The organism is Hyphobacterium vulgare, from assembly GCF_042643335.1.
Classification (GTDB): Bacteria; Pseudomonadota; Alphaproteobacteria; order Caulobacterales; family Maricaulaceae; genus Hyphobacterium; species Hyphobacterium vulgare.
This window is the reverse complement of sequence record NZ_JBHRSV010000020.1, coordinates 97104-117687: the sequence shown is the minus strand read 5'-3', so window position 1 is coordinate 117687 and position 20584 is coordinate 97104. Positions and strand designations below refer to the sequence as shown.

At 65.9% G+C, this 20584-nt stretch carries 22 protein-coding genes; 14 read left to right on the top strand and 8 right to left on the bottom strand.

Going from position 1 to position 20584, the window contains the following annotated elements; genetic code table 11:
• Positions 1-28 precede the first annotated feature (28 nt).
• Positions 29-670, top strand: coding sequence for a MarC family protein (locus ACFOOR_RS11435; RefSeq protein ID WP_343164649.1), 642 nt, complete (start codon positions 29-31; stop codon positions 668-670).
• A 19-nt stretch (positions 671-689) separates the two neighbouring features.
• On the top strand, positions 690-1508 hold the full coding sequence (locus ACFOOR_RS11430; protein WP_343164650.1) for a PhzF family phenazine biosynthesis protein: 819 nt from the start codon (positions 690-692) through the stop codon (positions 1506-1508).
• Between the two features lie 52 nt (positions 1509-1560).
• Here ACFOOR_RS11430 and ACFOOR_RS11425 read toward each other — a convergent pair whose 3' ends face one another.
• A complete protein-coding gene (locus ACFOOR_RS11425; RefSeq protein ID WP_343164651.1) occupies positions 1561-2025 on the bottom strand; it encodes a hypothetical protein in 465 nt (154 codons plus the stop codon).
• A gap of 198 nt (positions 2026-2223) precedes the next feature.
• On the opposite strand from ACFOOR_RS11425, the gene ACFOOR_RS11420 reads away from it, so the two are divergent.
• Positions 2224-3513, top strand: a complete 1290-nt coding sequence (locus tag ACFOOR_RS11420) for a trypsin-like serine peptidase (protein ID WP_343164652.1) — start codon at positions 2224-2226, stop codon at positions 3511-3513.
• Between the two features lies 1 nt (position 3514).
• A complete protein-coding gene (locus ACFOOR_RS11415) occupies positions 3515-4174 on the top strand; it encodes a lysoplasmalogenase (protein WP_343164653.1) in 660 nt (219 codons plus the stop codon).
• Here the strand turns inward: ACFOOR_RS11415 and ACFOOR_RS11410 are convergent.
• The 4 genes from ACFOOR_RS11410 to folE form a co-directional block, all read right to left on the bottom strand.
• Complete coding sequence (locus tag ACFOOR_RS11410; RefSeq protein ID WP_343164654.1) at positions 4171-5157, bottom strand: DUF481 domain-containing protein; 987 nt, start codon at positions 5155-5157, stop codon at positions 4171-4173. The genes ACFOOR_RS11415 and ACFOOR_RS11410 overlap by 4 nt on opposite strands.
• 83 nt (positions 5158-5240) lie before the next feature.
• On the bottom strand, positions 5241-6143 hold the full coding sequence (gene rpoH, locus ACFOOR_RS11405) for an RNA polymerase sigma factor RpoH (RefSeq protein WP_236955723.1): 903 nt from the start codon (positions 6141-6143) through the stop codon (positions 5241-5243).
• Positions 6144-6743: 600 nt separating this feature from the next.
• A complete protein-coding gene (locus tag ACFOOR_RS11400; protein WP_343164655.1) occupies positions 6744-7748 on the bottom strand; it encodes an RluA family pseudouridine synthase in 1005 nt (334 codons plus the stop codon).
• A 4-nt stretch (positions 7749-7752) separates the two neighbouring features.
• Positions 7753-8397: a GTP cyclohydrolase I FolE gene (gene folE / locus ACFOOR_RS11395; RefSeq protein WP_343164814.1), complete on the bottom strand. Its 645-nt coding sequence runs from the start codon at positions 8395-8397 to the stop codon at positions 7753-7755.
• A 196-nt stretch (positions 8398-8593) separates the two neighbouring features.
• On the opposite strand from folE, the gene cysS reads away from it, so the two are divergent.
• The 6 genes from cysS (at position 8594) to ACFOOR_RS11365 (ending at position 15409) form a co-directional block, all read left to right on the top strand.
• On the top strand, positions 8594-9970 hold the full coding sequence (gene cysS / locus ACFOOR_RS11390; protein WP_343164656.1) for a cysteine--tRNA ligase: 1377 nt from the start codon (positions 8594-8596) through the stop codon (positions 9968-9970).
• A 400-nt stretch (positions 9971-10370) separates the two neighbouring features.
• A complete protein-coding gene (locus ACFOOR_RS11385) occupies positions 10371-10817 on the top strand; it encodes an iron-sulfur cluster assembly scaffold protein (protein WP_343164657.1) in 447 nt (148 codons plus the stop codon).
• 158 nt (positions 10818-10975) lie between these two features.
• Positions 10976-11335 carry a membrane protein insertion efficiency factor YidD gene (yidD, locus tag ACFOOR_RS11380; protein ID WP_343164658.1) on the top strand — a complete coding sequence of 120 codons (360 nt, stop codon included), beginning with the start codon at positions 10976-10978 and terminating at the stop codon, positions 11333-11335.
• Positions 11332-13263, top strand: a complete 1932-nt coding sequence (gene thrS / locus ACFOOR_RS11375; RefSeq protein ID WP_343164659.1) for a threonine--tRNA ligase — start codon at positions 11332-11334, stop codon at positions 13261-13263. The genes yidD and thrS overlap by 4 nt, the downstream gene beginning before the upstream one ends.
• Positions 13264-13277: 14 nt before the next feature.
• Entirely contained in the window at positions 13278-14492 is a 1215-nt protein-coding gene (locus ACFOOR_RS11370) for an O-antigen ligase family protein (RefSeq protein WP_343164660.1), read from the top strand.
• On the top strand, positions 14492-15409 hold the full coding sequence (locus ACFOOR_RS11365) for a glycosyltransferase family 2 protein (protein WP_343164661.1): 918 nt from the start codon (positions 14492-14494) through the stop codon (positions 15407-15409). Before ACFOOR_RS11370 ends, ACFOOR_RS11365 begins: the two co-directional genes overlap by 1 nt.
• Here the strand turns inward: ACFOOR_RS11365 and ACFOOR_RS11360 are convergent.
• Positions 15390-16301: a hydroxymethylglutaryl-CoA lyase gene (locus tag ACFOOR_RS11360; protein WP_343164662.1), complete on the bottom strand. Its 912-nt coding sequence runs from the start codon at positions 16299-16301 to the stop codon at positions 15390-15392. The two genes, ACFOOR_RS11365 and ACFOOR_RS11360, sit on opposite strands and share 20 nt — an antisense overlap.
• A complete protein-coding gene (locus ACFOOR_RS11355) occupies positions 16298-17941 on the bottom strand; it encodes an ArnT family glycosyltransferase (protein ID WP_343164663.1) in 1644 nt (547 codons plus the stop codon). The genes ACFOOR_RS11360 and ACFOOR_RS11355 overlap by 4 nt, the downstream gene beginning before the upstream one ends.
• Positions 17942-18047: 106 nt before the next feature.
• On the opposite strand from ACFOOR_RS11355, the gene ACFOOR_RS11350 reads away from it, so the two are divergent.
• Together ACFOOR_RS11350 and ACFOOR_RS11345 are read left to right on the top strand one after the other, a co-directional pair.
• Positions 18048-18782, top strand: a complete 735-nt coding sequence (locus ACFOOR_RS11350; RefSeq protein ID WP_343164664.1) for a glycosyltransferase family 2 protein — start codon at positions 18048-18050, stop codon at positions 18780-18782.
• A gap of 117 nt (positions 18783-18899) precedes the next feature.
• On the top strand, positions 18900-19307 hold the full coding sequence (locus ACFOOR_RS11345) for a hypothetical protein (RefSeq protein WP_343164665.1): 408 nt from the start codon (positions 18900-18902) through the stop codon (positions 19305-19307).
• Between the two features lie 88 nt (positions 19308-19395).
• Here the strand turns inward: ACFOOR_RS11345 and ACFOOR_RS11340 are convergent, their stop codons facing one another.
• Complete coding sequence (locus ACFOOR_RS11340) at positions 19396-19710, bottom strand: hypothetical protein (protein ID WP_343164666.1); 315 nt, start codon at positions 19708-19710, stop codon at positions 19396-19398.
• A gap of 200 nt (positions 19711-19910) precedes the next feature.
• On the opposite strand from ACFOOR_RS11340, the gene ACFOOR_RS11335 reads away from it, so the two are divergent.
• Together ACFOOR_RS11335 and ACFOOR_RS11330 are read left to right on the top strand one after the other, a co-directional pair.
• Complete coding sequence (locus ACFOOR_RS11335; RefSeq protein ID WP_343164667.1) at positions 19911-20267, top strand: type II toxin-antitoxin system RelE/ParE family toxin; 357 nt, start codon at positions 19911-19913, stop codon at positions 20265-20267.
• On the top strand, positions 20267-20584 hold the full coding sequence (locus ACFOOR_RS11330; protein WP_343164668.1) for a helix-turn-helix domain-containing protein: 318 nt from the start codon (positions 20267-20269) through the stop codon (positions 20582-20584). The genes ACFOOR_RS11335 and ACFOOR_RS11330 overlap by 1 nt, the downstream gene beginning before the upstream one ends.

The window sequence follows — 20584 nt, the reverse complement described above, 5'->3', positions numbered from 1 at the left end:
GCACCCCGGGGAGGAATCGCAGCGCGCCATGTTCGATCTCGATTTCTATGTGCGCTTCACGGCGGCCCTGTTCGCGATCCTGAACCCCCCGGTGAACATGCCGATCTTCCTGTCGCTGACGGAAGGCCGCACGACCCAGCAGCGCCAGGCCGTCGCGATCCGCGCGACGATCGCGGTGCTGATTACCTGCATCCTCGTGGCGGTGGCCGGACGGGCCGTGCTGTCGGCCTTCTCGATCGACATCAATTCCTTCCGCATCGCGGGCGGCATATTGCTGTTCACGATCTCGCTGACGATGATTTCCGGTGCCCGCCACCCCAGCCATGCCGGTCAGCCCGGCGAGCGCGCACAGCAGGACGCGGTCGACGATCCGGCGATCTATCCGCTGACCATCCCGATCATCGTCGGGCCCGGCACGATGTCGACACTGATCATCTTCTCGGAAAGCACGGGGACGCTCGGTGGCCTCCTCGCCTATGGCGCGGGCATCTTCACCGTGGTGGCGATCGTCGGCGCGGCGCTGATCGTCGCGCCCCTGCTGGACCGGATGGTGTCGCAGACCGCCCGGACCGTCTCGATCCGCATCATGGGGGTGATCCTGGCAGCGCTGGCGGTGGAAATGATCGTCAACGGTCTGCGCGGCGCGCAACTCGTTCCACTGCCGGGATAGACATATTCAGGGACACGACATGTCGACACTTCCCTATGCCGAACTCCATGCCTTCCCCGATGGCGACCGGCCCTTCACCGGCAATCCGGCGGGAGTCTGCCTGCTGGATGGCTGGCCGGAAAACCGGATCCTCATGGGGATCGCGCGGTCGAACAACCTATCCGAGACGGCCTTTCTGGTGCGCAAACCCAGTGAGGCCGATACGTGGGAGTTGCGCTGGTTCACCCCCGCGATCGAGGTCGATCTTTGTGGCCATGCCACCTTTGCGTCCGGGGCGTGGCTGTTCGGGCGCGATGCCGTGTCGGGCGCGGCGGCGAAGTTCGACACGCGGTCGGGACGGCTGACGGTCCGGCGCGACGGCGACCTGTTCGCGATGGACCTGCCGAAGGTCGGGTATGAGCCGGGTTTGTCCAATCCGCTGATCGAGGAAGCCCTGGGCGGAGGCGCGCCGGACGCGGTGTTCGACGTGAAGCGCATCCATGGCGCGGACTACAAGCTTGTCGTCTATCCCGATGAAGGCGTGATCGCGCACCTGAAGCCCGATCACGGCGCGCTGGCGATCGCCAACACGAACACGATCGTCACCGCACCCGGCGACCGCACCGACTTCGTGTCGCGCTTTTTCGCCCCGGCCTCCGGCGTGATGGAGGACCCGGTCACCGGGTCCGCGCACTGCACACTCGCCCCCTACTGGGCGGAGCGGCTGGGCAAATCGCGTCTGACGGCACGGCAGATCGGGCCGCGGCCGGGCGCGCTCGAAGTGTCGCCCTCAGGGGAACGCGTCACGCTGTTCGGCCGTGCCCTGCCCTATCTCGACGGCGTGCTGACGATCACATGAGGAAGGCCGCCCCGGTCACGGAGCGGCCTTCCCTTGATCTGCCGGACCGGCGCTACCAGCCGCGGTAACCGTGGCGATCGCGATAACGGTGATGGCGATCACGGTAGCGGTCGTAGCGGTCACGATCTCCCGGGCGGTGGGCATAGCGCGGTGCATTGTGGATCACCACGCGGATCGGCGTGCGGCGGCCATAGTGATCGACCGTGAAATAGCCGCCATAACGGGCCTGATAGACGATGCCGGGCGTCGAATATCCGGCGCGGTGATAGCTGCGCTCATAGCGGTCCGGCTGATAGGACCAGGCGCGGGCCGGGCAACGGATCTGGCGTGCATCGCGAATGTCCTCGCGGCGGTCACCGCGGCCGCTCCAGCGGCGCGCGTCGCGGTAGTCCTCGCGGATGTCGGGGCAGGCGCGGGCATCCAGATGCCAAGTGCCCGCATTGGCCGCCGGCGCGACAGCCAGCGCCGTGAGCGACGCGAATATGGCGGCAGCGCCGAGTTTCAGGGGAGTGAACATATCTGCCGTCTCCTTGGTCTGGACGTCCCAAGCACGCCTTGCGTGTAGCAGTGCGCACCTGTCTCCACCCTGAACACAGCGTTCAGCCCCATGAACGCCGCCGGTCCGGTCCGGTTCCCGGCACACCTCCCCCGTTCGGGTCATGGACCCGCCCCGATTGCGCGGCTAAACAGGCATCGAGGGACAGGAGACGGATTGATGCGGATACTGGCAAGCCTCGCCCTTGTTGCAGCCCTGCTGTCAGGGGGGGCCCATGCGGACGCGCCCGAGCGGATGAGTTCGCGCGATATCGGCCGCTATCTGCACACGCTGCAGGTCAAGCCGGGCATGGGAACCGGTCCGGCCAGCCCGTCCGGCTTTACCGGAGATGACAGCTGCCGCTGGGCCAATGACGGCGAATGCGACGATCCGCGCTACGGGACGGGCGCCTGCCAGCAGGGCACGGACTATTCCGATTGCTGGCGCATCGTGGCCGGGACCGAGGACGATTCCTGCCGCTGGGCCAGTGATGGCGAGTGCGACGAGCCGGGCTTCGGCACCGGCGCGTGCACGCAAGGCACCGACATTTCCGATTGCGGCGACGTGGTCGAACTGCGCTTCCGCACCGATGCCTGCGAGACCGCGTTCAACGGCGTTTGCGAAGAGCCCGGCATCGGGTCGGGCCGCTGTGCGGCACGCACCGACCGCGCCGATTGCGCTGGCCGCGACCGCCCGATGACGATCAACGACCACTTCTTCGGCCATGACGACCGGGTGTTCATGAACACCGCCGTCTTCCCGTGGGTCGTCGTGGGCGAAATCCATCTCGACAGGGGCAGCGCCTGCACCGCGACGCTGGTCGGCGAGGACGTGCTGATCACCGCCAGCCACTGCATCCACGACAATGGCCAGGTCCAGTTCGCCGGCCGGTTCGAAACCGGCTTCGCCCTGCCCGGCGGTCCGCGGACGGCGCGGATCATTGACTATTTCATCGATCCGGACTGGGACCATGCCCGCTTCTCCGGCACGGACGAGATCGACAATACGGACTGGGCGCTTCTGCGGATCGACACGCCGCTCGGCCGTGAACTCGGCTTTGTCGGCGCGCGCGGACTGGTCGACGCACTCGGCAATCGCGGCGCGATGCGGACCGACCTCTATCAGGCAGGCTATAGCTGGGACACTGGCGCGCACCTGTCCGGAAACGAGCGCTGCCACATGACGGAAATCTATGCCGACGGCACGATGGCGCACGATTGCGACACGACGCGCGGCGACAGCGGGTCGCCCTTCATGATCCGCGACGGCGCCGACTGGTATATCGTGGCGACGGACTCGAATTTCCGGCGCAACCCCAATGGGCCCTTCATCTACATCGCGGCGCGCAGCGAGAACTGGATCGAGTATCTCGAGGATTTCGCCGCTGGACGGCTGGGCCGCCAGACCGCGATGCGCGGCGGGGTGAAGCCGGGCGTCGCGGCCGGTCCCGACCCCCTGATCGGCAAATAGGATGGCCAACGCGATCACGCCGGGACGCACCGGCACGCTGCTTCTGGTTCCGGCGCTGCTGCTGGCGACGTTCTACCTGTTCGACGGGACGGGTCTCGGCCTGCCCTATCCGTGGAATGCGGCTCTGAAGGCGTCCGGCATCGTTCTGCTGGCCGTCTATGCCGGTCTGAAGCGGTTTCCCCTGGTCGCGCTGGCGCTCGGACTGTCGGCCGTCGGCGACGTGATGCTGGCGCTGCAGCAGGCGCAGATGACGTTCGGCATCGCCGCCTTCGGCCTCGCCCACATCGTCTACGCGGTGCTGTTCGCTGGCCTCATCCGCGCGCGCGGCACGCGCGGCCTGCCCGGATACATCGCAGCGGGGGTGCTGGCCCTGACCGGGATCGCCCTGCTGGTCTGGCTGCAGCCCGGCATGGGCGATCTTCGTATACCGGCAACGATCTACAACGGCGTCATCGTGGTGATGGCCTGTCTGGCGCTGATCTCGCGCGCGCCGATGATCGCCGTGGCGGGGGCGCTGATCTTCGTCCTGTCCGACACGCTGATCGCGCTGGACCTGTTCATGGACTACGACCCCGCCTGGCGCGGCCCGGCTGTCTGGGTCACTTATGTCGCGGCGCAGTTCGGCCTCGTGCTCGGCCTGACGGATTCCCGAGAGAGTTAGAACTCCCTCACCAGCGAAGCCGTGACCCGGGAATCGCCCTCCTCGAAACCGGGGAGCGGATCGAATTCGTGGCGGTAGCGCCATTCGAACTCGACCGCCCAGTTCTGCGCCACGGACGTGGTGAAGCGGACGGAGTGCTCGACCTTGGCGGACTCCGCGGCCAGCACCGTGGTCTCGGAATGGACGGTGGAAGTGTCGCTGATCTGCCATTCGAAGTCCGAACCGAGATCGAGCACGACTTGCGTCTCCTCTCCCGCACCGACCGACGGCACGAGATAGCGAACGCCCGGGCCGGCGCGCAGCGTCCAGTGCATGTGCTCGCGCTTGATCACATGGCGGGTCAGGCCGGCAGAGACGAAGGCGGTCCAGTCATAGCTGGACAGGACATCGCGGTCATATTGCCCGCCGAGGAAGACACCCCAGCGGTCGCCGATCTCGCGTTCGCCGCGCGCCTCGACTTGCAGCTGGTCCTGCGACACGACGCCGGCCGATTCGCCATAGGCGTAGTTCAGACGGCTCGCCAGCGACCAGCCATTGCCGAAATTGCGATCGAGCTGAAGCCCGAGATTCCAGGTCTGCTGGTCGGAATTGCCGCTGGCGAAGGTGAGGCCCGCCGAGACGCGGCCGGTCCAGTCATGGTTGGGCGTGTGCGCCGGCGCGGCGGCCGGTGAGGCGGGCGCGGCGGGTGCCGCAGGAGCGGCGGCGGCCTGTGCGACGGTCACGTCTTCTGCGACCCCGAGCAGGGCGGCGGCCTGCGCGGCCCGGTCCGGGGCCACGCTGCGCACCGCGTCCATCACCGCGCCCGCTCCGCCCGCGGCATTGCGCGCAACCATGACGACGATCTCGTCGAAATTGGCGCCGTCCTCATAGATCGCAGCATCGGCGATCAGCCGCCGGTAGCCGTCTGACAATTCCTGCGCCGATGCAGCAGACGTGACGAGAAGGCCGGCCAGGAGGAGGCCGGCGAGACGGATGAAACGCATGGAGACAATCCCCGCACAGCAATGGCTTCGCCATTACACCTAGAACGGCGGCAGGTTTTCGTCGAGCGGGAGGATGAAGCCGATCAGGCCTCTTCGGGAACGAGGCCGCGGCCGGCGGCGGCCTTCTTCATCGCGGCCTGCAGCTTCTCGAACGCCCGGACCTCGATCTGGCGGATGCGCTCGCGGCTGACGCCGTACACCTCGGCCAGTTCCTCGAGCGTCTTGGGCTCGTCGGTCAGCTTGCGCTCCTGAATGATGTGGCGCTCACGCTCGTTGAGTTCGCCCATCGCGGCCTGGAGCAGCTCCATGCGCTGGTCGAACTCGTCATGCTCGGCGAGATCGTCTTCCTGGCTGACGCTGGTGTCGTCGGCGAGCCAGTCCTGCCACTGGCTGTCGCCGTCTTCCGAACCGCGAAGCGGCGCGTTCAGCGAGGCGTCCGGGCCGGACAGGCGGCGGTTCATCGAGATGACGTCGTCGTCAGTCACACCGAGCTTGGTGGCGATTTCCTCGACCTGTTCGGGACGCAGATCGCCCTCTTCGAGCGCCTGCATCTTGGATTTCATGCGCCGAAGATTGAAGAACAGCTTCTTCTGGGCCGCCGTGGTGCCCATCTTCACGAGCGACCAGGAGCGCAGGATGTATTCCTGGATCGAGGCGCGGATCCACCACATCGCATAGGTGGCAAGGCGGAAGCCCTTGTCCGGATCGAATTTCTTGACCGCCTGCATCAGGCCGACATTGCCTTCGGAAATCACCTCGGCGATCGGCAGGCCGTAGCCGCGATAACCCATGGCGATCTTCGCGACGAGACGCAAATGGGAGGTGACGAGACGCTCGGCCGCTTGCGGGTCCTCGTGCTCGGCCCAGCGCTTGGCGAGCATGAATTCCTCGTCCTTCTCCAGCATCGGAAATTTCCGGATCTCGGAGAGGTAACGGGAAAGGCCGCCTTCCGGCGACAGCGTCATTGCAGGTACGGCATTGGCCATTATTCTGTCCCTCGCGATGGCGAAAGCGGGCCCGGAGGCGCCCCCGCCACTCCGTTGAGACCGCTATTTAGGGAAACGCATTCCCGATTGCGAGGGTTTCACGGCAAAGTCATGCGACCGTGATGCGGGATTGGCACGGGGATGGTCCCTCTGAGTTGTCTCCCTCCCCTTGAAGGGGAGGGACGCGAGCGGCTTGCGTAAGCAAGACGGGAGCGGGGTGGTGTGATCGTTCCTAAAAGACACCCCCACCCCAAGCCTCCCCCAAGGGGGAGGGAGATAAGCGCCGTACCTATTCCCTCCCCTTCGAGGGGAGGGTCAGGGTGGGGTGATCGTGCAATCTATCCGACCTTTCCCGGACGCGCGCGAGCGCGATCCAGGATCCAGATGGACCCCGGTCTTCGCGTTCCGCGAAACCGGGGAGCGTCGAGAATGTCCAGTCCTCCCTCGCCCTTCGAGGCCCGCTGTCGCGGGCTCCTCAGGATGAGGGAGGAGAGACCTGAATTCCCCGCGATCCCCGTTTTCACGGGGACAGGCCTTGGGAACTCGAAACCTGGTGCAAGCTTCAGGTCCCCATTTTCATGGGGACCCCAGACCTATCACTCACAGCGTTTCCAGAAAGCCTTCGAGGCGGGTCATGTCCGCCGGGATGTCCGCCTCGAAGCGCAGCTCTTCCTTCGTGATCGGGTGCACGAAGCCGAGCACGGCGGCGTGCAGCGCCTGGCGGCGGAAATCCCGGAAGTCTCGGCCGTCATCGAGGTTGAGCAGGGCCTGCGCGCGGCCGCGGCCATACATGGGGTCGCCGAGCAGCGGACAGCCGATATGCGCCATGTGGGCGCGGATCTGGTGGGTGCGGCCGGTCTCCAGCGTGCATTCCACCTTCGCGGCGATCGGGTGACCGATCGGCTTTTTCGGGTCGCGGCCATACATGGCGAGCGTGCGGTAATGCGTGACAGCGTCCTTGCCCGGCCCGCCCTCGCGCGCCTTGATCACCGCCATCTTCTTGCGGTCGGCATTGGAGCGGGCGAGCGGGGCGTCGACCGTCCCGGCACGCGGGCTCGGCGCGCCGCGCACATAGGCGATGTAGACGCGCTCGATGTCGTGTTTCGCGAACAGTTTCGACAGGCCCTGATGCGCCTTGTCGGTCTTGGCCACGACCAGAATGCCGGACGTGTCCTTGTCGATGCGGTGGACGATGCCGGGGCGTTCCACGCCGCCAATGCCGGACAGGCTGCCCTTGCAGTGGTGCAGGAGGGCGTGGACCAGCGTGCCGGTCCAGTTGCCCGCCGCAGGATGCACCGTCATCCCGGCCGGCTTGTTGACGACGATCAGGTGATCGTCCTCGAACAATATGTCGAGCGGGATGTCCTCGGGCTCGGGTGTGGCGGCCTCGGGCGGCGGTACGGTCAGGGCATAGGTCACGCCCTCGGCGACCTTGGCGGACGGATCGGTCAGCACCGTGCCGTTCGCGGTCAGCTGCCCGGCCTCGATCAGCGCCTTGATGCGCGAGCGCGAGAGGTCGGCGGCCTTGTCGGCGAGAAAGCGGTCCAGCCGCGCGCCGGCGTCCTCGCCAGTGGCGGTGAAGTCATGGACCGTCTCGTCTGACATGGATTTACCGCTGAATCACAGGCGCGCGTTCGATATGCTTCAAGAAGCGGCCGCGCAATTCCTCATTGGTCTTGAATTCGCCGAGGAAGGTGGTGGTGACGGTCGAGACATTCGGGTGATGCACGCCGCGCGTCGTCATGCACTGGTGCTTGGCATCGACCAGCACGGCGACGCCGCGCGCGCCCATCGCCTCCATCAGCGCATTCGCGATCTGGGCGGTCATCGTCTCCTGCGTCTGCATGCGCTTGGAGAAGATTTCCACGACGCGGGCGATCTTGGAGATGCCGACGACCGTCTCGTTCGGCAGATAGGCGACATGCGCGACACCCATGATCGGGGCGAGGTGGTGTTCGCAATGGCTCTCGACGTCGATATTGGTCAGCAGAACGAGATCGTCATAGCCGCCGACCTCCTCGAACACGCGGGAAAGTTCTTCCGCCGGGTCGGCCTGATAGCCGGAGAACCATTCCTCATAGGCCTTCACGACGCGCTTCGGCGTGTCGAGCAGGCCTTCGCGCGACGGGTCGTCGCCGGCCCAGGCGATCAGCGTGCGGACGGCCTCCTCGGCCTGTTCGCGGCTCGGTCGGGTCTTGCTGGACGTCACGACGCGGAGCGCATCGCGGGAATTGGCAGGGGTTTGGGCATCCATCGTGCTCATCAGATCCTTGCGTTGTCGGGTCCGCTTGGGGCGGTAACACCGCCTTCATACGGTTAGTGCCGGTTTCCAGATCGAAAGTCCGAACACGAAGCCTGTCTTCGCCGTCCTTCCGGTTTGCGCATCGCTGCGTCCCGGCTATGTAGGGCGCGAACGCGCCGCGTCCAAGCATTCCCGTCAGGAAATCGTCATGACCGACATCAGGCTGCACGACACATTGACCGGCAAGAAGCAGGTCTTCACCCCCGGCAATCCGGAGCGGGTGACGCTCTATGTGTGCGGCCCGACGGTCTATTCCTACGCCCATATCGGCAATGCGCGCCCGGCCGTGGTGTTCGACACGCTGTTCCGCTTCCTGAAGCGGCGCTACGGCGAGACCCATGTGATCTATGCGCGCAACATCACCGATGTGGACGACAAGATCATCGAGGCGTCGGCGAAGACCGGCAAACCGATCTCGGAGATCACCGAGCATTATGCCGATGTCTACCGCGCCGACATGGGCGCGCTCGGCGTGCAGGCGCCGACGATCGAGCCGCTCTGCACCGGGCATATCCCGCAGATGGTCACGATGATCGAGGACCTGATCGCCAAGGGCCACGCCTACGCGGCGGAAGGTCATGTCCTGTTCTCGGTGAAGAGCTACGACAAGTATGGCGCGCTTTCGAAGCGCGACATGGACGACATGATCGCCGGGGCGCGGGTCGAGGTCGCGCCCTACAAGAAGGACGCCGCCGATTTCGTGCTGTGGAAGCCCGCCAAAGATGGCGAGCCGGGCTGGGACAGCCCCTGGGGGCGCGGCCGCCCCGGCTGGCATATCGAGTGCTCGGCGATGGCCGAAGCGCATCTGGGCCAGACCATCGACATTCATGGCGGCGGACAGGACCTCGTCTTCCCGCACCACGAAAACGAGATCGCGCAGTCGGTGTGCAGCCATGGCGGCGCACCGATGGCCCGCTACTGGATGCATAACGGCTTCCTGTCGATGGATTCCGAGAAGATGTCGAAATCGCTCGGAAACGTGAAACTCGTCCATGAGCTCATCAAGACCTGGCCGGGCGAGGCACTGCGCTATGCGCTGCTGACGGGGCATTACCGCGCACCGCTGGATTGGACCGACGCGCTGATCGACCGGACGATGAAGTCGCTCGACCGGCTTTACGGCGTGCTGCGCCGCATCCGCACCGAGCCCGCCGCCGAGGTGCCCGAGGCGGTGGAGGCCGCGCTCGCCGACGATCTCAACACGCCGAAGGCGCTCGCCGTGCTGTTCGATCTCGCCGGTCAGGCCAATCGCGCCGCGAGTAATGAGGACCGGGAAGCCGCCGCTGCGGCATTGCTCGCCGGGGGGCGCGCCATCGGGATTCTCGAAATGGACCCGGATGCGTGGTTCGGCGTCGCCGACCTGCCGGCCGAGGAGCGGGAAACCATCGACGCGCTGGTCGAGGCTCGCGGTGATGCAAGGCGGTCGAAGGATTTCGCGCTGGCCGACACGCTGCGCGGCGAGCTTGCCGCGATGGGCGTCAGTGTCGAGGACGGTCCCGAGGGGAGCACCTGGCGGAAGGGGTGATTTCGTCGGGCGCTTTCTTGCCCTCCCACTTGAGGGGAGGGAAAGGCTTATTGAATTGAAAACGAAACCGTCATTCCGGCGAAGGCCGGAATCCAGAACAACCGTCAATCTGGACCCCGGCTTCCGCCGGGGTGACGATTGAGTGCTCCCTTCTCCCCTTTTGAAGGGGAGAAGGTGCCCGCCAGGGCGGATGAGGGGTTCTGCTCCGTAATTGAAGTCTGCGTGCGCCCCCTCACCCGGCGCTTCGCGCCACCCCATCTCGCCGCGAAAGGCTCCACTGGAGCCTTTCGTCCTTCGGCTCGAAACCCCCAAATGGGGGCGAGGGGAAGAACGTCCGACCGACTGCGTCGAAACACACCCATTCCGATTTCGTCACAATTCCCCTATATGCAGCGGTGACATGGGTGACGCGCTCTACTCCAGCGAGATCTTGCGTCTCGCGGCGGACATTCCGCATATCGGCCGGCTCGCCCGGCCGGACGGTTCCGCGCGCCGGGTGTCGCGGCTGTGCGGGTCGGAGGTGGAGGTGGAGATCACGCTGGAACGCGGCGTCGTTTCCGGCATTGCGCTGCACGTGAAGGCCTGCGCGCTGGGGCAGGCGTCCGCCGCCGTCCTCGCAAAACACGCCATCGGCGCGACGGCGGACGAGATTGCCGCCGCCCGCGACGGGCTTGCCGCCATGCTGAAAGGCGCCGACGCGCCCGCGGGCCGGTTCGCCGAGCTGTCCGTTCTTGAAGCCGCGCGCGGCTATCCAGCGCGCCATGCGTCGATCCGCCTCGCCTTCGAGGCGGCGGCGGAGGCCTGTGCCATCGCGCTGAACACGTCGACCGAAACCACGCTCACTTGACCGGGCCCGCGGCCCGCGCCCGCCGGCGCGGATCCCCGTGCGGCCCGAAACCGGCATTCCCAACCCCAGTACAGTGAATTTCCCGCCCGGTATGTGGTCCTGACCGGCAAGGCCCGGTGGACACGCCAACAGGCGGCGCTAAAAGGCAAGTCACGACCATGCGTTCGGCGAAGGAGCATGCGACGGGTTCCGGCCCGTTCGGCGTTATATTGATCGGGGCGCTCCGCCTCTATCAATGGACGCTCTCGCCCGTCTTCTACGCGTTCGGCGTCCGCTGCCGGCATGAACCTTCATGCTCGCACTATGCGGTGGACTCGGTGCGCGTTCAGGGGGCGTGGCGCGGCTTCTTCCTGGCGGCGGGCCGGGTCCTGCGTTGCCGTCCCGGCGGCACGTATGGCTATGACCCGGCGCCGGCGGAGCGCAAGGACGTGCCTTTCTGGGCGGTAACGCGATTCCGCGACCCGCCCCGACGCCCCGATGCGCCGCAGGCGGGACCAAGAGACGAGACGAGATCATGATTGAAGTGCAACTGCCCGACGGCGCAAAACGCGAACTCCCCGACGGGGCGTCGCCGATGGATCTGGCCGAAGGCATCTCGAAATCCCTCGCCAAGAAGGCGCTCTTTGCCCGCGTGAACGGCAAGGACTGGGACCTTGTCCGGCCGCTGCCCGGCGACGCGAAGGTCGAGCTGGTCACGCGCGACCAGCCGGAAGGCCTCGAAATCATCCGCCACGACACGGCGCACATCCTGGCCCAGGCGGTTCAGGAGCTGTTCCCCGGCACGCAGGTCACGATCGGCCCGGCGATCGAGGACGGTTTCTATTACGACTTCGCCCGCGACGAGCCCTTCTCCACGGAGGATTTCGAGGCGATCGAGAAGCGGATGGCCGATATCGTCGACCGCGACCTGCCCTTCGTGCGCGAGGTGTGGGACCGCAAGGACGCGATCCGGCATTTCGAGTCGATCGGCGAGACGTACAAGGCGGAGCTGATCCGCGACCTGCCGGAAACGGAAGAGATCACGATCTACCGCCAGGGCGACTGGATCGATCTTTGCCGCGGGCCGCACCTGCCCTCCACGGGCCGGATCGGCAAGGCGTTCAAGCTGATGAAGGTGGCGGGCGCCTATTGGCGCGGCGATCACCGCAACGCCATGCTGCAGCGGATCTACGGCACGGCCTGGGCCAATGAGAGCCAGTTGCACGAGCATTTGCAGCGGATCGAGGAGGCCGAGAAGCGCGACCACCGCAAGCTCGGCCGGTCGATGGGCCTGTTCCACATGCAGGAAGAGGCGCGCGGCCAGGTGTTCTGGCACGACCAGGGCTGGACGCTCTACCGGGCGCTGGAGAACTACATGCGCCGGCGGCTGCAGGCTGAGAACTACCAGGAAGTCAAAACGCCGATGCTGATTGACCGGACGCTGTGGGAGAAGTCCGGCCACTGGGAGAAGTTCGGCGAGAACATGTTCACGGCCCAGACGGAGGATGGCGAAGTCCTGGCGCTGAAGCCGATGAACTGCCCCGCCCACGTGCAGATCTTCCGTACGGGTCAGCGCTCCTACCGCGACCTGCCGCTGCGCATGGCCGAATTCGGTTCCTGCTCACGCTATGAACCCTCGGGTGCGCTGCACGGGCTGATGCGGGTGCGCGGCTTCGTTCAGGACGATGCGCACATCTTCTGCCTGGAAAACCAGATCGAGGACGAGACGAAGGCCTTCATCGGCCTTCTGACGTCGGTCTATGCCGATCTCGGCTTCGACGATTTCATCGTGAAGTTTTCCGACCGCCCCGAAACGCGCGCCGGCGACGACGCGACGTGGGACCGGGCGGAGAAGGCGCTGCGCGATGCCACGGCGGCCGCGGGCGTGGAGGTCATCCTCAATCCCGGCGAAGGCGCCTTCTACGGGCCGAAGCTGGAATTTGTGCTGCGCGATGCGATCGGCCGGGACTGGCAGTGCGGCACGCTGCAGGTGGACTTCGTCCTGCCCGACCGGCTGGACGCGGAGTTCACGGGCGAGGACGGGGCCAAGCACCGTCCGGTCATGCTGCACCGCGCGATCCTGGGGTCGTTCGAACGCTTCATCGGCATCCTGATCGAGAACTATGCCGGCAAATTCCCGATGTGGCTGGCACCGACGCAGATCGTCGTCGCCACGATCACGTCGGAAGCCGACGGCTATGCGCTCGAGGTGGAAAAGGCGCTGAAGGCAGCCGGGCTGCGGGCGCGGGCCGATCTTCGCAATGAGAAGATCAACTACAAGGTCCGCGAACACTCGCTCGCCAAGGTGCCTGTCATCGCCGTGGTCGGTCGCAAGGAGGCCGAGGAAAAGACGGTCGCCCTGCGCTTCCTCGGCGAGGAAGGCCGCAACCAGGAAGTGATGGCGCTGGATGCCGCCTGCGCCAAGCTGAGCGGTGAAGCCACGCCGCCCGATCTGAAGCGCAGCTAGACCGCGAAGGACGCATGACGCGCATGGTGAAGGGGCAGGCCCGCATGGGCCTCATTGCCATTTTGCTGTTCGGCCTCGCTTTCATCAGCGGGATTGCCGGCGGCTTGATGGTGGGCGGCTTCACTTTTTTCGCCGGCGTGCTGGGTTTCCCGGCACGCGCCATGGGGCAATTCCGAAAGGAAGCCCCGTGGGAGGCGATCGCGGCGGGCCTGTTCATCGCGTGGGCGTGCATCAGCTTCCTGTGGTCGCCCTATGACCGGCCGGATCAGGTCTGGAAGCTGGCGATCGGCGTGCCAAGCTATGCCGCCTTCGCCTTCGCCATGTCGCAGTTGGAGGGGCGGTGGAAGACACGCGTCGAAGCCGCCCTGCTGTTCTGCACGATCGGACTCGGACTGTTCTTCGTCGCGGAAACCATCACCGGCGGGGGCGGGACGATGTCGTTCAAGCTCGCCGTCGAGGGCGGCGCCGCCGCGGGCGCCGACCTGCAGGACCTCGTGAACAAGAGTCTCGGCCATGGGGCCGCCTTCCTGATCCTGCTCGCCGGACCAGCGGCCGCTCTGGCCTGGCGGGAGGGCGCGCCGCTGATCGGCCTTGTGATTGTCGCCCTGGCGGTCATCTCGGCCTTCGGATTCGCGACCGAGATCAATATCGTGGCGGTCGCTGCTGCGCTGTTCGTCGCCGCCCTCGCCTACTTCCAGCCGCGCGGCATATTGTCGGCTCTGTTCGGCCTGGTTGGCGGCATGTTCGTGGTGATCCCGCTGACCCTGCCCGGCCTGATCGGAGCCCTGCCGCAGAGCCTGATCGATGCCATGCCGACGAGTTGGGTGATGCGGCTCGAAATCTGGAGCTATGCCTCGGAACAGCTGCGCGAACGGCTGTGGACGGGCTGGGGGCTCGATGCCTCGCGTGTGCTGGGCGGCCCCGCCGAAGTGCGCGGGCTCAGCTTCGACCTTTTGCCGCTGCATCCGCATAACGCCGCGCTGAATGTCTGGCTCGAGACCGGTGCGTTCGGCGCGATGCTGCTGGCCTTCGCGCTCGTCATGATCGGCGGACGGGTGGCCGGCGCGCCGCGACTGTCGCGTTTGCAGGCCGCCGCGATTGCCTGGGTGGTCTCGGTCCACACCGTGCTGATCATGGGCAGCTATGGCATCTGGCAGGAATGGCTGATCGCCTGTTCCGCCGTCGCGATCGGCGGGTGCACCATGCTCGGCGCGCGGAGGCAGGCCTGATGGCGGAGGGCCGGATCAGCGTCGTCATGGTGACATGGCGGACGGGGCCGCATCTCGCCGAGGCGGTCGAGGCGGTGCTGGCCGCTCCCGATGTCGACGAATTCATCCTGGTCAATCACGACAACCCGCCCGACGTGATGGCCGCGCTGGAAACGCGCGCCGGCGAGAATGCGAAGATGACGCTGATCGACACCGGCGCCAATCTCGGCTTCTCGAAGGGCTGCAATATCGGCGCGAAGGTCGCGACCGGCGATTTTCTCTTCTTTCTCAACCCCGATGCCGTGCTTCCGGCGGGTGTGGCGCGTCAGATGGCGGAGACCGGCGAAACCGCGCATCGCCCGTGGATTGTCGGCGCACGCCTGCTCGACAAGAACGGCAAGGAACAGCGCGGTGCGCGGCGCGGTCTGCTGACACCGTGGACGGCGATGGTCGGATTTCTCGGCCTGCACCGGCTCGAACCGGTGTTCGGTCGGGCCTTCCACGACATCCACCGCGAGCGCGACCCGGTACCCCTCGGCCCGATTCGCATCGAGGTGACATCGGGCGCGGCATTGATGATGCGACGCGACGATTTCGACGCGCTCGGCGGGTTCGACGAAGGCTATTTCCTGCACGTCGAGGACATCGACCTGTGCCGCCGGGTTGTGGAGGCTCGCGGGCATGTCCTGTTCGAACCGCGCGCCGAACTTCTCCATTACGGCTCGACCAGCGAGGCCAGCCTGTTCCGCGTCGAGTGGAACAAGGCGCACGGCTTCCGCCGATATTTCTGGAAATTCTACGATCGTTTCCCGCAGCGCGTCCTGACGCTGATGGCGATCCCGGTGATCTACGGCCTCGTCGTGGCCCGGTCGGTCTATATCTGGCTGCGTGGCTGGATCGACGGCTGGTACCGCCGGATCAGGAAGCTCGACGCGTAGGAAAACCGCCAGCCTTGGCGACCATCGAGGCGATGGGGTGTTTCAGACCCTCGGCCTCGAGCCAGCGCGCCGTCTCGATCATCCTGTCCAGATCGATGCCGGTGTCGAACCCGGCGCGGTGGAGCATGTAGACGACATCCTCGGTCGCGACATTGCCCGTCGCCTTCGGCGCAAAGGGACATCCGCCAATGCCGCCGCAGGACGCGTCGATCACGTCGACGCCGGCTTCGACCGCGGCATAGATGTTCGCCAGCGCGGTGTTGCGGGTGTTGTGAAAATGCAGCCGCAGACGGGCGTCCGGTGCCGCCGCGCGGACCGCCGCAACGCGGTCGCGGACATCCCAGGGATTGGCCACGCCGATCGTATCCCCGAGAGCAATTTCCATCGCCCCGGCCCGGGCGGCACGGCCGGCCAGGATGGCAACGCGGTCGATCGGCACCTCACCGTCGAACGGATCGCCGAACGCGACCGAGATCGTCACGGAGACCGGGACCTTCTCGTCATGGGCCAGCACGGCGATGCGGTCGAACAAGGCGGCGGTTTCCTCCGGCGTGGCGTTCTGGTTCGCCTTGCCGAAGCCCTGTGAGGCGACCATCACGAAATTGACCTCGTCGCATCCGGTGTCGAGCGCCCGGCGCATGCCGCGCTCATTGAGGGCGAGGCCGATATATTTCACGCCCCGGTCACGCGGCACGCGGGCCATGATGTCGTCGGAATCGGCCATGGCCGGCACCAGTTTCGGATTGACGAAGCTCGCCACTTCCATGCGCCGGACACCGGCATCGATCAGACGGCCGATGAAGTCCAGCTTCACGCCGGTCGGCATCAGGGCGGGATCATTCTGCAGCCCGTCGCGCGGGCCGACTTCAACGATTTCGATGGGGCGGCTCATTGGCTGGCCTCCGGGCAGTTGTGCAGGCGGACGATCAGCACGGTCTCGTCGCCGCTCGAATAGTTGAAGCCGGGCAGTTCGCGCGAGGCGCAGACATTGCGATCAAGGGCTTCGAGCGCGGCGAGATCGTCACCGGACCGGGAGACGTCCTCGATCGTGATGTAGGGATCTTCGCCATCGGGCAAAAGGCCGGGCAGTTCGCCGAACTCGGCGAGCTGCGTGTCGGTGCCGAGCGAGAAGACGAGGCTGGGCTCGGTATAGGTCGACCAGACCGGCCAGTCCGGCGACCCGCCAAGCTCGGTGATGGCCGTTCGGGCGCGGTCTGCGAGATGGACATCGCTCGCCGACAGGGCCGCCAATCCGCGCGCGGCCACATGCCAGGTGAAGCCCGCCGCGACGCACAGGATCAGCGCGGTCAGGACCCGCCGGCGGGCCGCCTCGACCAGCGCCCCGATCGCCACGGCGAGGAAGACCAGCGCCAGGATGATGCCGAGCGTCGCGCCGGGGCCGTAGATTGCCGGCAGGGCGCCGATGACCGCGGCGAGCAGGATCGCCCCGAATGCCGCCAGCGCCAGCGAGACCCAGCGCGGCCAGCCCTTGAGGTCGCCCAGCGAAACGAGCGCCCAGCCTGCGAGCAGCGCCAGTGCCGGATAGGCGGGCAGAACATAGTGCGGCAGCTTCGTCGGCAGGAGTTCGAAGACCAGCCAGGTCGGGACGGCCCAGGCCAGCAGGAAGCGGACCGCCGGGGCGAAGTCCGTCTTCTGCCGCAGGGCCGCGACGCCTTTTGCGATGCCGGGGATCAGGAACAGCGTGGCCGGGAAGAAGAGCGCGGGGAGCAGCAGCAGATGATAGCCGGGCAGGCCGCCATGGCGCTCGTGGCCGGAGACCAGTTTCGGCCCCAGATCCTCGCCCATCGCCTCGCGCAGGAAGGCCCCGTCGGTCGCGAGCTGGACGGCGACCAGCCAGGGTGCGGCAATCGCAATGGCGAGCAGCGGGCCGGGCCACCAGGCGAGCGGTTTCAGCCAGTTCGCCTTCCGCTCCCAAACGAGCAGGGCAATGATCGTGAGGCCCGCGACCATGGGGGTGACCGGACCCTTGATCAGGATGCCGCCGCCGATCGCGAGCCAGAAAATCAATGCGGATTTGCGCCCGCCGCCCGTCCTCAAATGCGCCAGTGCGGCGATGGCAAGCGTCGTCAGCCCGCACAGCATGGCGTCGGTCTTGGCAATCCCGCCCTCGATGCCGAGCAGCACGGTCGCGGCGAACAGGGCTGCGCCAGCGAAGGCGGCCTCGCGCCCGACCACGCGTTGTCCACCCCAGAAGGTCGCGAAGGCGGCGAGCATCACGCCGAGCACGGAGGGGATGCGATAGGTCCAGATATCGCGCGCACCGGCATCCGAAATCACCGCAACCACGGCGGCCTGAAGCCAGTGGATGCCGACCGGCTTCTTGTGGCGCGGCTCGTCCTGAAACTCGATGCGGACGAGATCGCCGGTTTCCAGCATCTGGGCCGTCGCCTGGGCGAAGCGGGATTCGTCGCGGTCGAGCGGCGGCAGGGTGAAGACGCCCGCCAGTGCACAGATTGCCGCGATCACGCAGACAATCGCCGGGGCGCGCCAGCCTTGGATCCAGTGCTGCATTTGCGGGTCCGCCTTCCTCGTCCTGCAGGAAATACACTCGCACACCTGCCGAAACCGGGTATGTAACGCGGAACCGGCTGCCGCAAGCCCGCAAGGATTGAAGACCGTGACGACCAACGCTCCCGACATCTCCGTCGTCGTGCCCGCCTATAACGAGGCCGGCAATGCCGCCAATCTCGCGCGCGAGATCGCCTCCGCGATGGACGGCCGCGACTATGAAATGATTTTCGTCGACGATTGCTCCACCGACACGACCCGCGCCGAACTGGTCGCGGCGAAGAGCGAAATGCCGACGCTGCGCGTCATCGCCCACCGGCACAATGCCGGGCAGTCGCGTTCGGTGCGTACCGGCATCCTGCATGCGCGCGGCAAGACGATCGTGACGCTGGATGGCGACGGGCAGAATCCACCCGCCGACATTCCCACCCTGGTCGATGCGCTGACCCGGGCGGATGCGCCGGAGGATCTGAAACTGGTCGGCGGACGCCGGGCGAAACGCCAGGATTCGGCGTGGAAGAAGCTGGCTTCGCGGGTCGGAAACGGGGTCCGGAAGCGCCTCCTGAACGACGATGCCGACGACACGGGATGCGGACTCAAGGCCTTCGACCGTCAGGCTTATCTGCTATTGCCCTTCTTCGATCACCAGCACCGTTTCCTGCCCGCGCTGATGAAGCGCGAGGGCTTCCGGTGCGAGTTCCGCGATGTGGGTCACCGGCCACGCGGGGCGGGAAAATCGAAGTACACGAATTTCGGTCGGCTTTTCGCCTCACTTGCAGACATGATAGGAATGATCTGGCTCAACGCGCGGGCCAGGAATCCGCGCGGGTCAGACGAAGTGTAGGGGTAACCAATGGCGAACACCGGAGATTCAGGGTTCTTCCTGGGCATGATGGCCGCTCGCCGCGCTCGCGAACGGCAGGGGAATACTTCCGGCGGGCGCCAATCAGGGGGTGGAAACGTGTTCAATATCTTTCCGAAGATGATCGTTCCGATCATCATTTATGCGATCGTGGCCTTCATCGCGGGCACGGGGTCGATGGACCATGTGCTGTTCACGATCCCGATGATGTCGACGCCGGACGGCTGGGGCCTTCGGACCGGGGACCTGCTCCTCGTCCTCGGCCTGATCTTCCTGTTCATCGAATTCATGGAATCGGCCGGCACCGGCGCGACGACGATCATCAATCACGCGCTGTCGATGGTTATCTTCGTCATCGCGCTGGCGCTCTTCCTGCTGGTCGGGCGTTTCGCGACGTCGACCTTCTTCATCCTGATGATGATGACGCTGATCGACGTGATGGCCGGTTTCGTCGTGACGATCGTGGCCTCTCGCCGCGACCTCGCGGTCGGCGACGGTGGTGCCTAGAGCAGAAACAGTAGCAGCCCTGCGGCCACGGTGGCGTCTATCGCCAGCGCCAGCCGCTTCAGGGTGATCGTCCGGGTCATAGTGCCCATCACGCGCGCCGCTCCCGAACCGGGGGCGGCGTTGCCGTATCGGCGGCCGGCTGGGCATAGGCCCGGGCATAGCGGCTGCGCTCGCTGGGATCGGCCTTCAGGCCGCGGCGGCGCGGCAGCGCCGACAGTGAGACAAGGAGCTCGCCGGAAAGCGCCGGAACCGGGGCGGGACGGCCGCCGGTTCGTACCAGGGAGAGGTGGGTCGGCGCTTTCCGGGTGTGGTGCTCATTGTCATTCGTGACCGTATCGACCGGCGGAACACGGGAACCACCGGTGGTCGGGACGTAGGAGAGAAGGCCACGAATCTGTGTCATGACCCCGATGTCGCAATCGGGATGCCAGTTGTTAAGGGGTCGTTAACCCCCGAAAACACACGGAATCGCACCGGAAACGGCACGATCCCGGCCATCGGGACCGGGATCGTTAAGATTTGCGTAACGATTTGGGACGGGCCGAAAACAGGCTTGGTACGATAATTCTTGAACCGATATAGGCTTGGGCCTATAATATTCACATGCGCTGGAAGGTCCGCTTTCACCGCGCCTTCGATCCGGAATTCAATTCACTTTCGGAGGCGGTGCAGGATGAGATCCTGTCACGGGCGCTTCTGCTGCAGTCGCACGGTCCGGAACTCGGCCGTCCCTATTGCGACACGATGAAAGGATCGAAGCATCCGAACATGAAGGAGCTTCGGTTTTCAGCGGAAGGCGGCGTGTGGAGATTGGCATTCGCGTTTGACCCGGATCGTGACGCGATCCTGCTCGTCGCTGGAGACAAGCGCGGCGCAAACGAAAAACGGTTCTACAAATCGCTTATCGCGACAGCGGATGCGCGGTTTTCTGACCATGTTGAAGGAAAGAGGAGAGAATGATGGGCGTCTCGCTCGACGAAAAACTCGCCGGCCTGTCTCCTGATCGGCTGGCCCGGATCAAGGACCGCGCTGAAGCGCTTGAAGCCGACTACGTCACGCTTCGCGCACTTCGGGAAGCCCGGAGCCTGACCCAGACGCAGCTCGCCGAGCGTCTCGGCAAGAAGCAAGCGACCATCGCCGAGATGGAAAAGAGAAGCGATCTGCTGATATCGACGCTGCGCGAGACGATTGAGGCCATGGGCGGGCGACTGGAGTTGAGTGTCGCATTTCCGGGAGGCAAGCCGCTCATACTGAAAGGTCTGGGTGACGAAACCTAG

Coding starts and splice junctions, on each gene's coding strand:
- ACFOOR_RS11385 (WP_343164657.1), top strand. CDS start 10,371: ATGGGTGACGCGCTCTACTCCAGCGAGATCTTGCGTCTCGCGGCGGAC.
- ACFOOR_RS11435 (WP_343164649.1), top strand. CDS start 29: ATGTTCGATCTCGATTTCTATGTGCGCTTCACGGCGGCCCTGTTCGCG.
- ACFOOR_RS11425 (WP_343164651.1), bottom strand. CDS start 2,025: ATGTTCACTCCCCTGAAACTCGGCGCTGCCGCCATATTCGCGTCGCTC.
- thrS (WP_343164659.1), top strand. CDS start 11,332: ATGATTGAAGTGCAACTGCCCGACGGCGCAAAACGCGAACTCCCCGAC.
- yidD (WP_343164658.1), top strand. CDS start 10,976: ATGCGTTCGGCGAAGGAGCATGCGACGGGTTCCGGCCCGTTCGGCGTT.
- ACFOOR_RS11340 (WP_343164666.1), bottom strand. CDS start 19,710: ATGACACAGATTCGTGGCCTTCTCTCCTACGTCCCGACCACCGGTGGT.
- ACFOOR_RS11360 (WP_343164662.1), bottom strand. CDS start 16,301: ATGAGCCGCCCCATCGAAATCGTTGAAGTCGGCCCGCGCGACGGGCTG.
- ACFOOR_RS11330 (WP_343164668.1), top strand. CDS start 20,267: ATGGGCGTCTCGCTCGACGAAAAACTCGCCGGCCTGTCTCCTGATCGG.
- ACFOOR_RS11365 (WP_343164661.1), top strand. CDS start 14,492: ATGGCGGAGGGCCGGATCAGCGTCGTCATGGTGACATGGCGGACGGGG.
- ACFOOR_RS11410 (WP_343164654.1), bottom strand. CDS start 5,157: ATGCGTTTCATCCGTCTCGCCGGCCTCCTCCTGGCCGGCCTTCTCGTC.
- ACFOOR_RS11400 (WP_343164655.1), bottom strand. CDS start 7,748: ATGTCAGACGAGACGGTCCATGACTTCACCGCCACTGGCGAGGACGCC.
- ACFOOR_RS11415 (WP_343164653.1), top strand. CDS start 3,515: ATGGCCAACGCGATCACGCCGGGACGCACCGGCACGCTGCTTCTGGTT.
- ACFOOR_RS11355 (WP_343164663.1), bottom strand. CDS start 17,941: ATGCAGCACTGGATCCAAGGCTGGCGCGCCCCGGCGATTGTCTGCGTG.
- ACFOOR_RS11420 (WP_343164652.1), top strand. CDS start 2,224: ATGCGGATACTGGCAAGCCTCGCCCTTGTTGCAGCCCTGCTGTCAGGG.
- ACFOOR_RS11370 (WP_343164660.1), top strand. CDS start 13,278: ATGACGCGCATGGTGAAGGGGCAGGCCCGCATGGGCCTCATTGCCATT.
- ACFOOR_RS11430 (WP_343164650.1), top strand. CDS start 690: ATGTCGACACTTCCCTATGCCGAACTCCATGCCTTCCCCGATGGCGAC.
- rpoH (WP_236955723.1), bottom strand. CDS start 6,143: ATGGCCAATGCCGTACCTGCAATGACGCTGTCGCCGGAAGGCGGCCTT.
- folE (WP_343164814.1), bottom strand. CDS start 8,397: ATGGATGCCCAAACCCCTGCCAATTCCCGCGATGCGCTCCGCGTCGTG.
- cysS (WP_343164656.1), top strand. CDS start 8,594: ATGACCGACATCAGGCTGCACGACACATTGACCGGCAAGAAGCAGGTC.
- ACFOOR_RS11335 (WP_343164667.1), top strand. CDS start 19,911: ATGCGCTGGAAGGTCCGCTTTCACCGCGCCTTCGATCCGGAATTCAAT.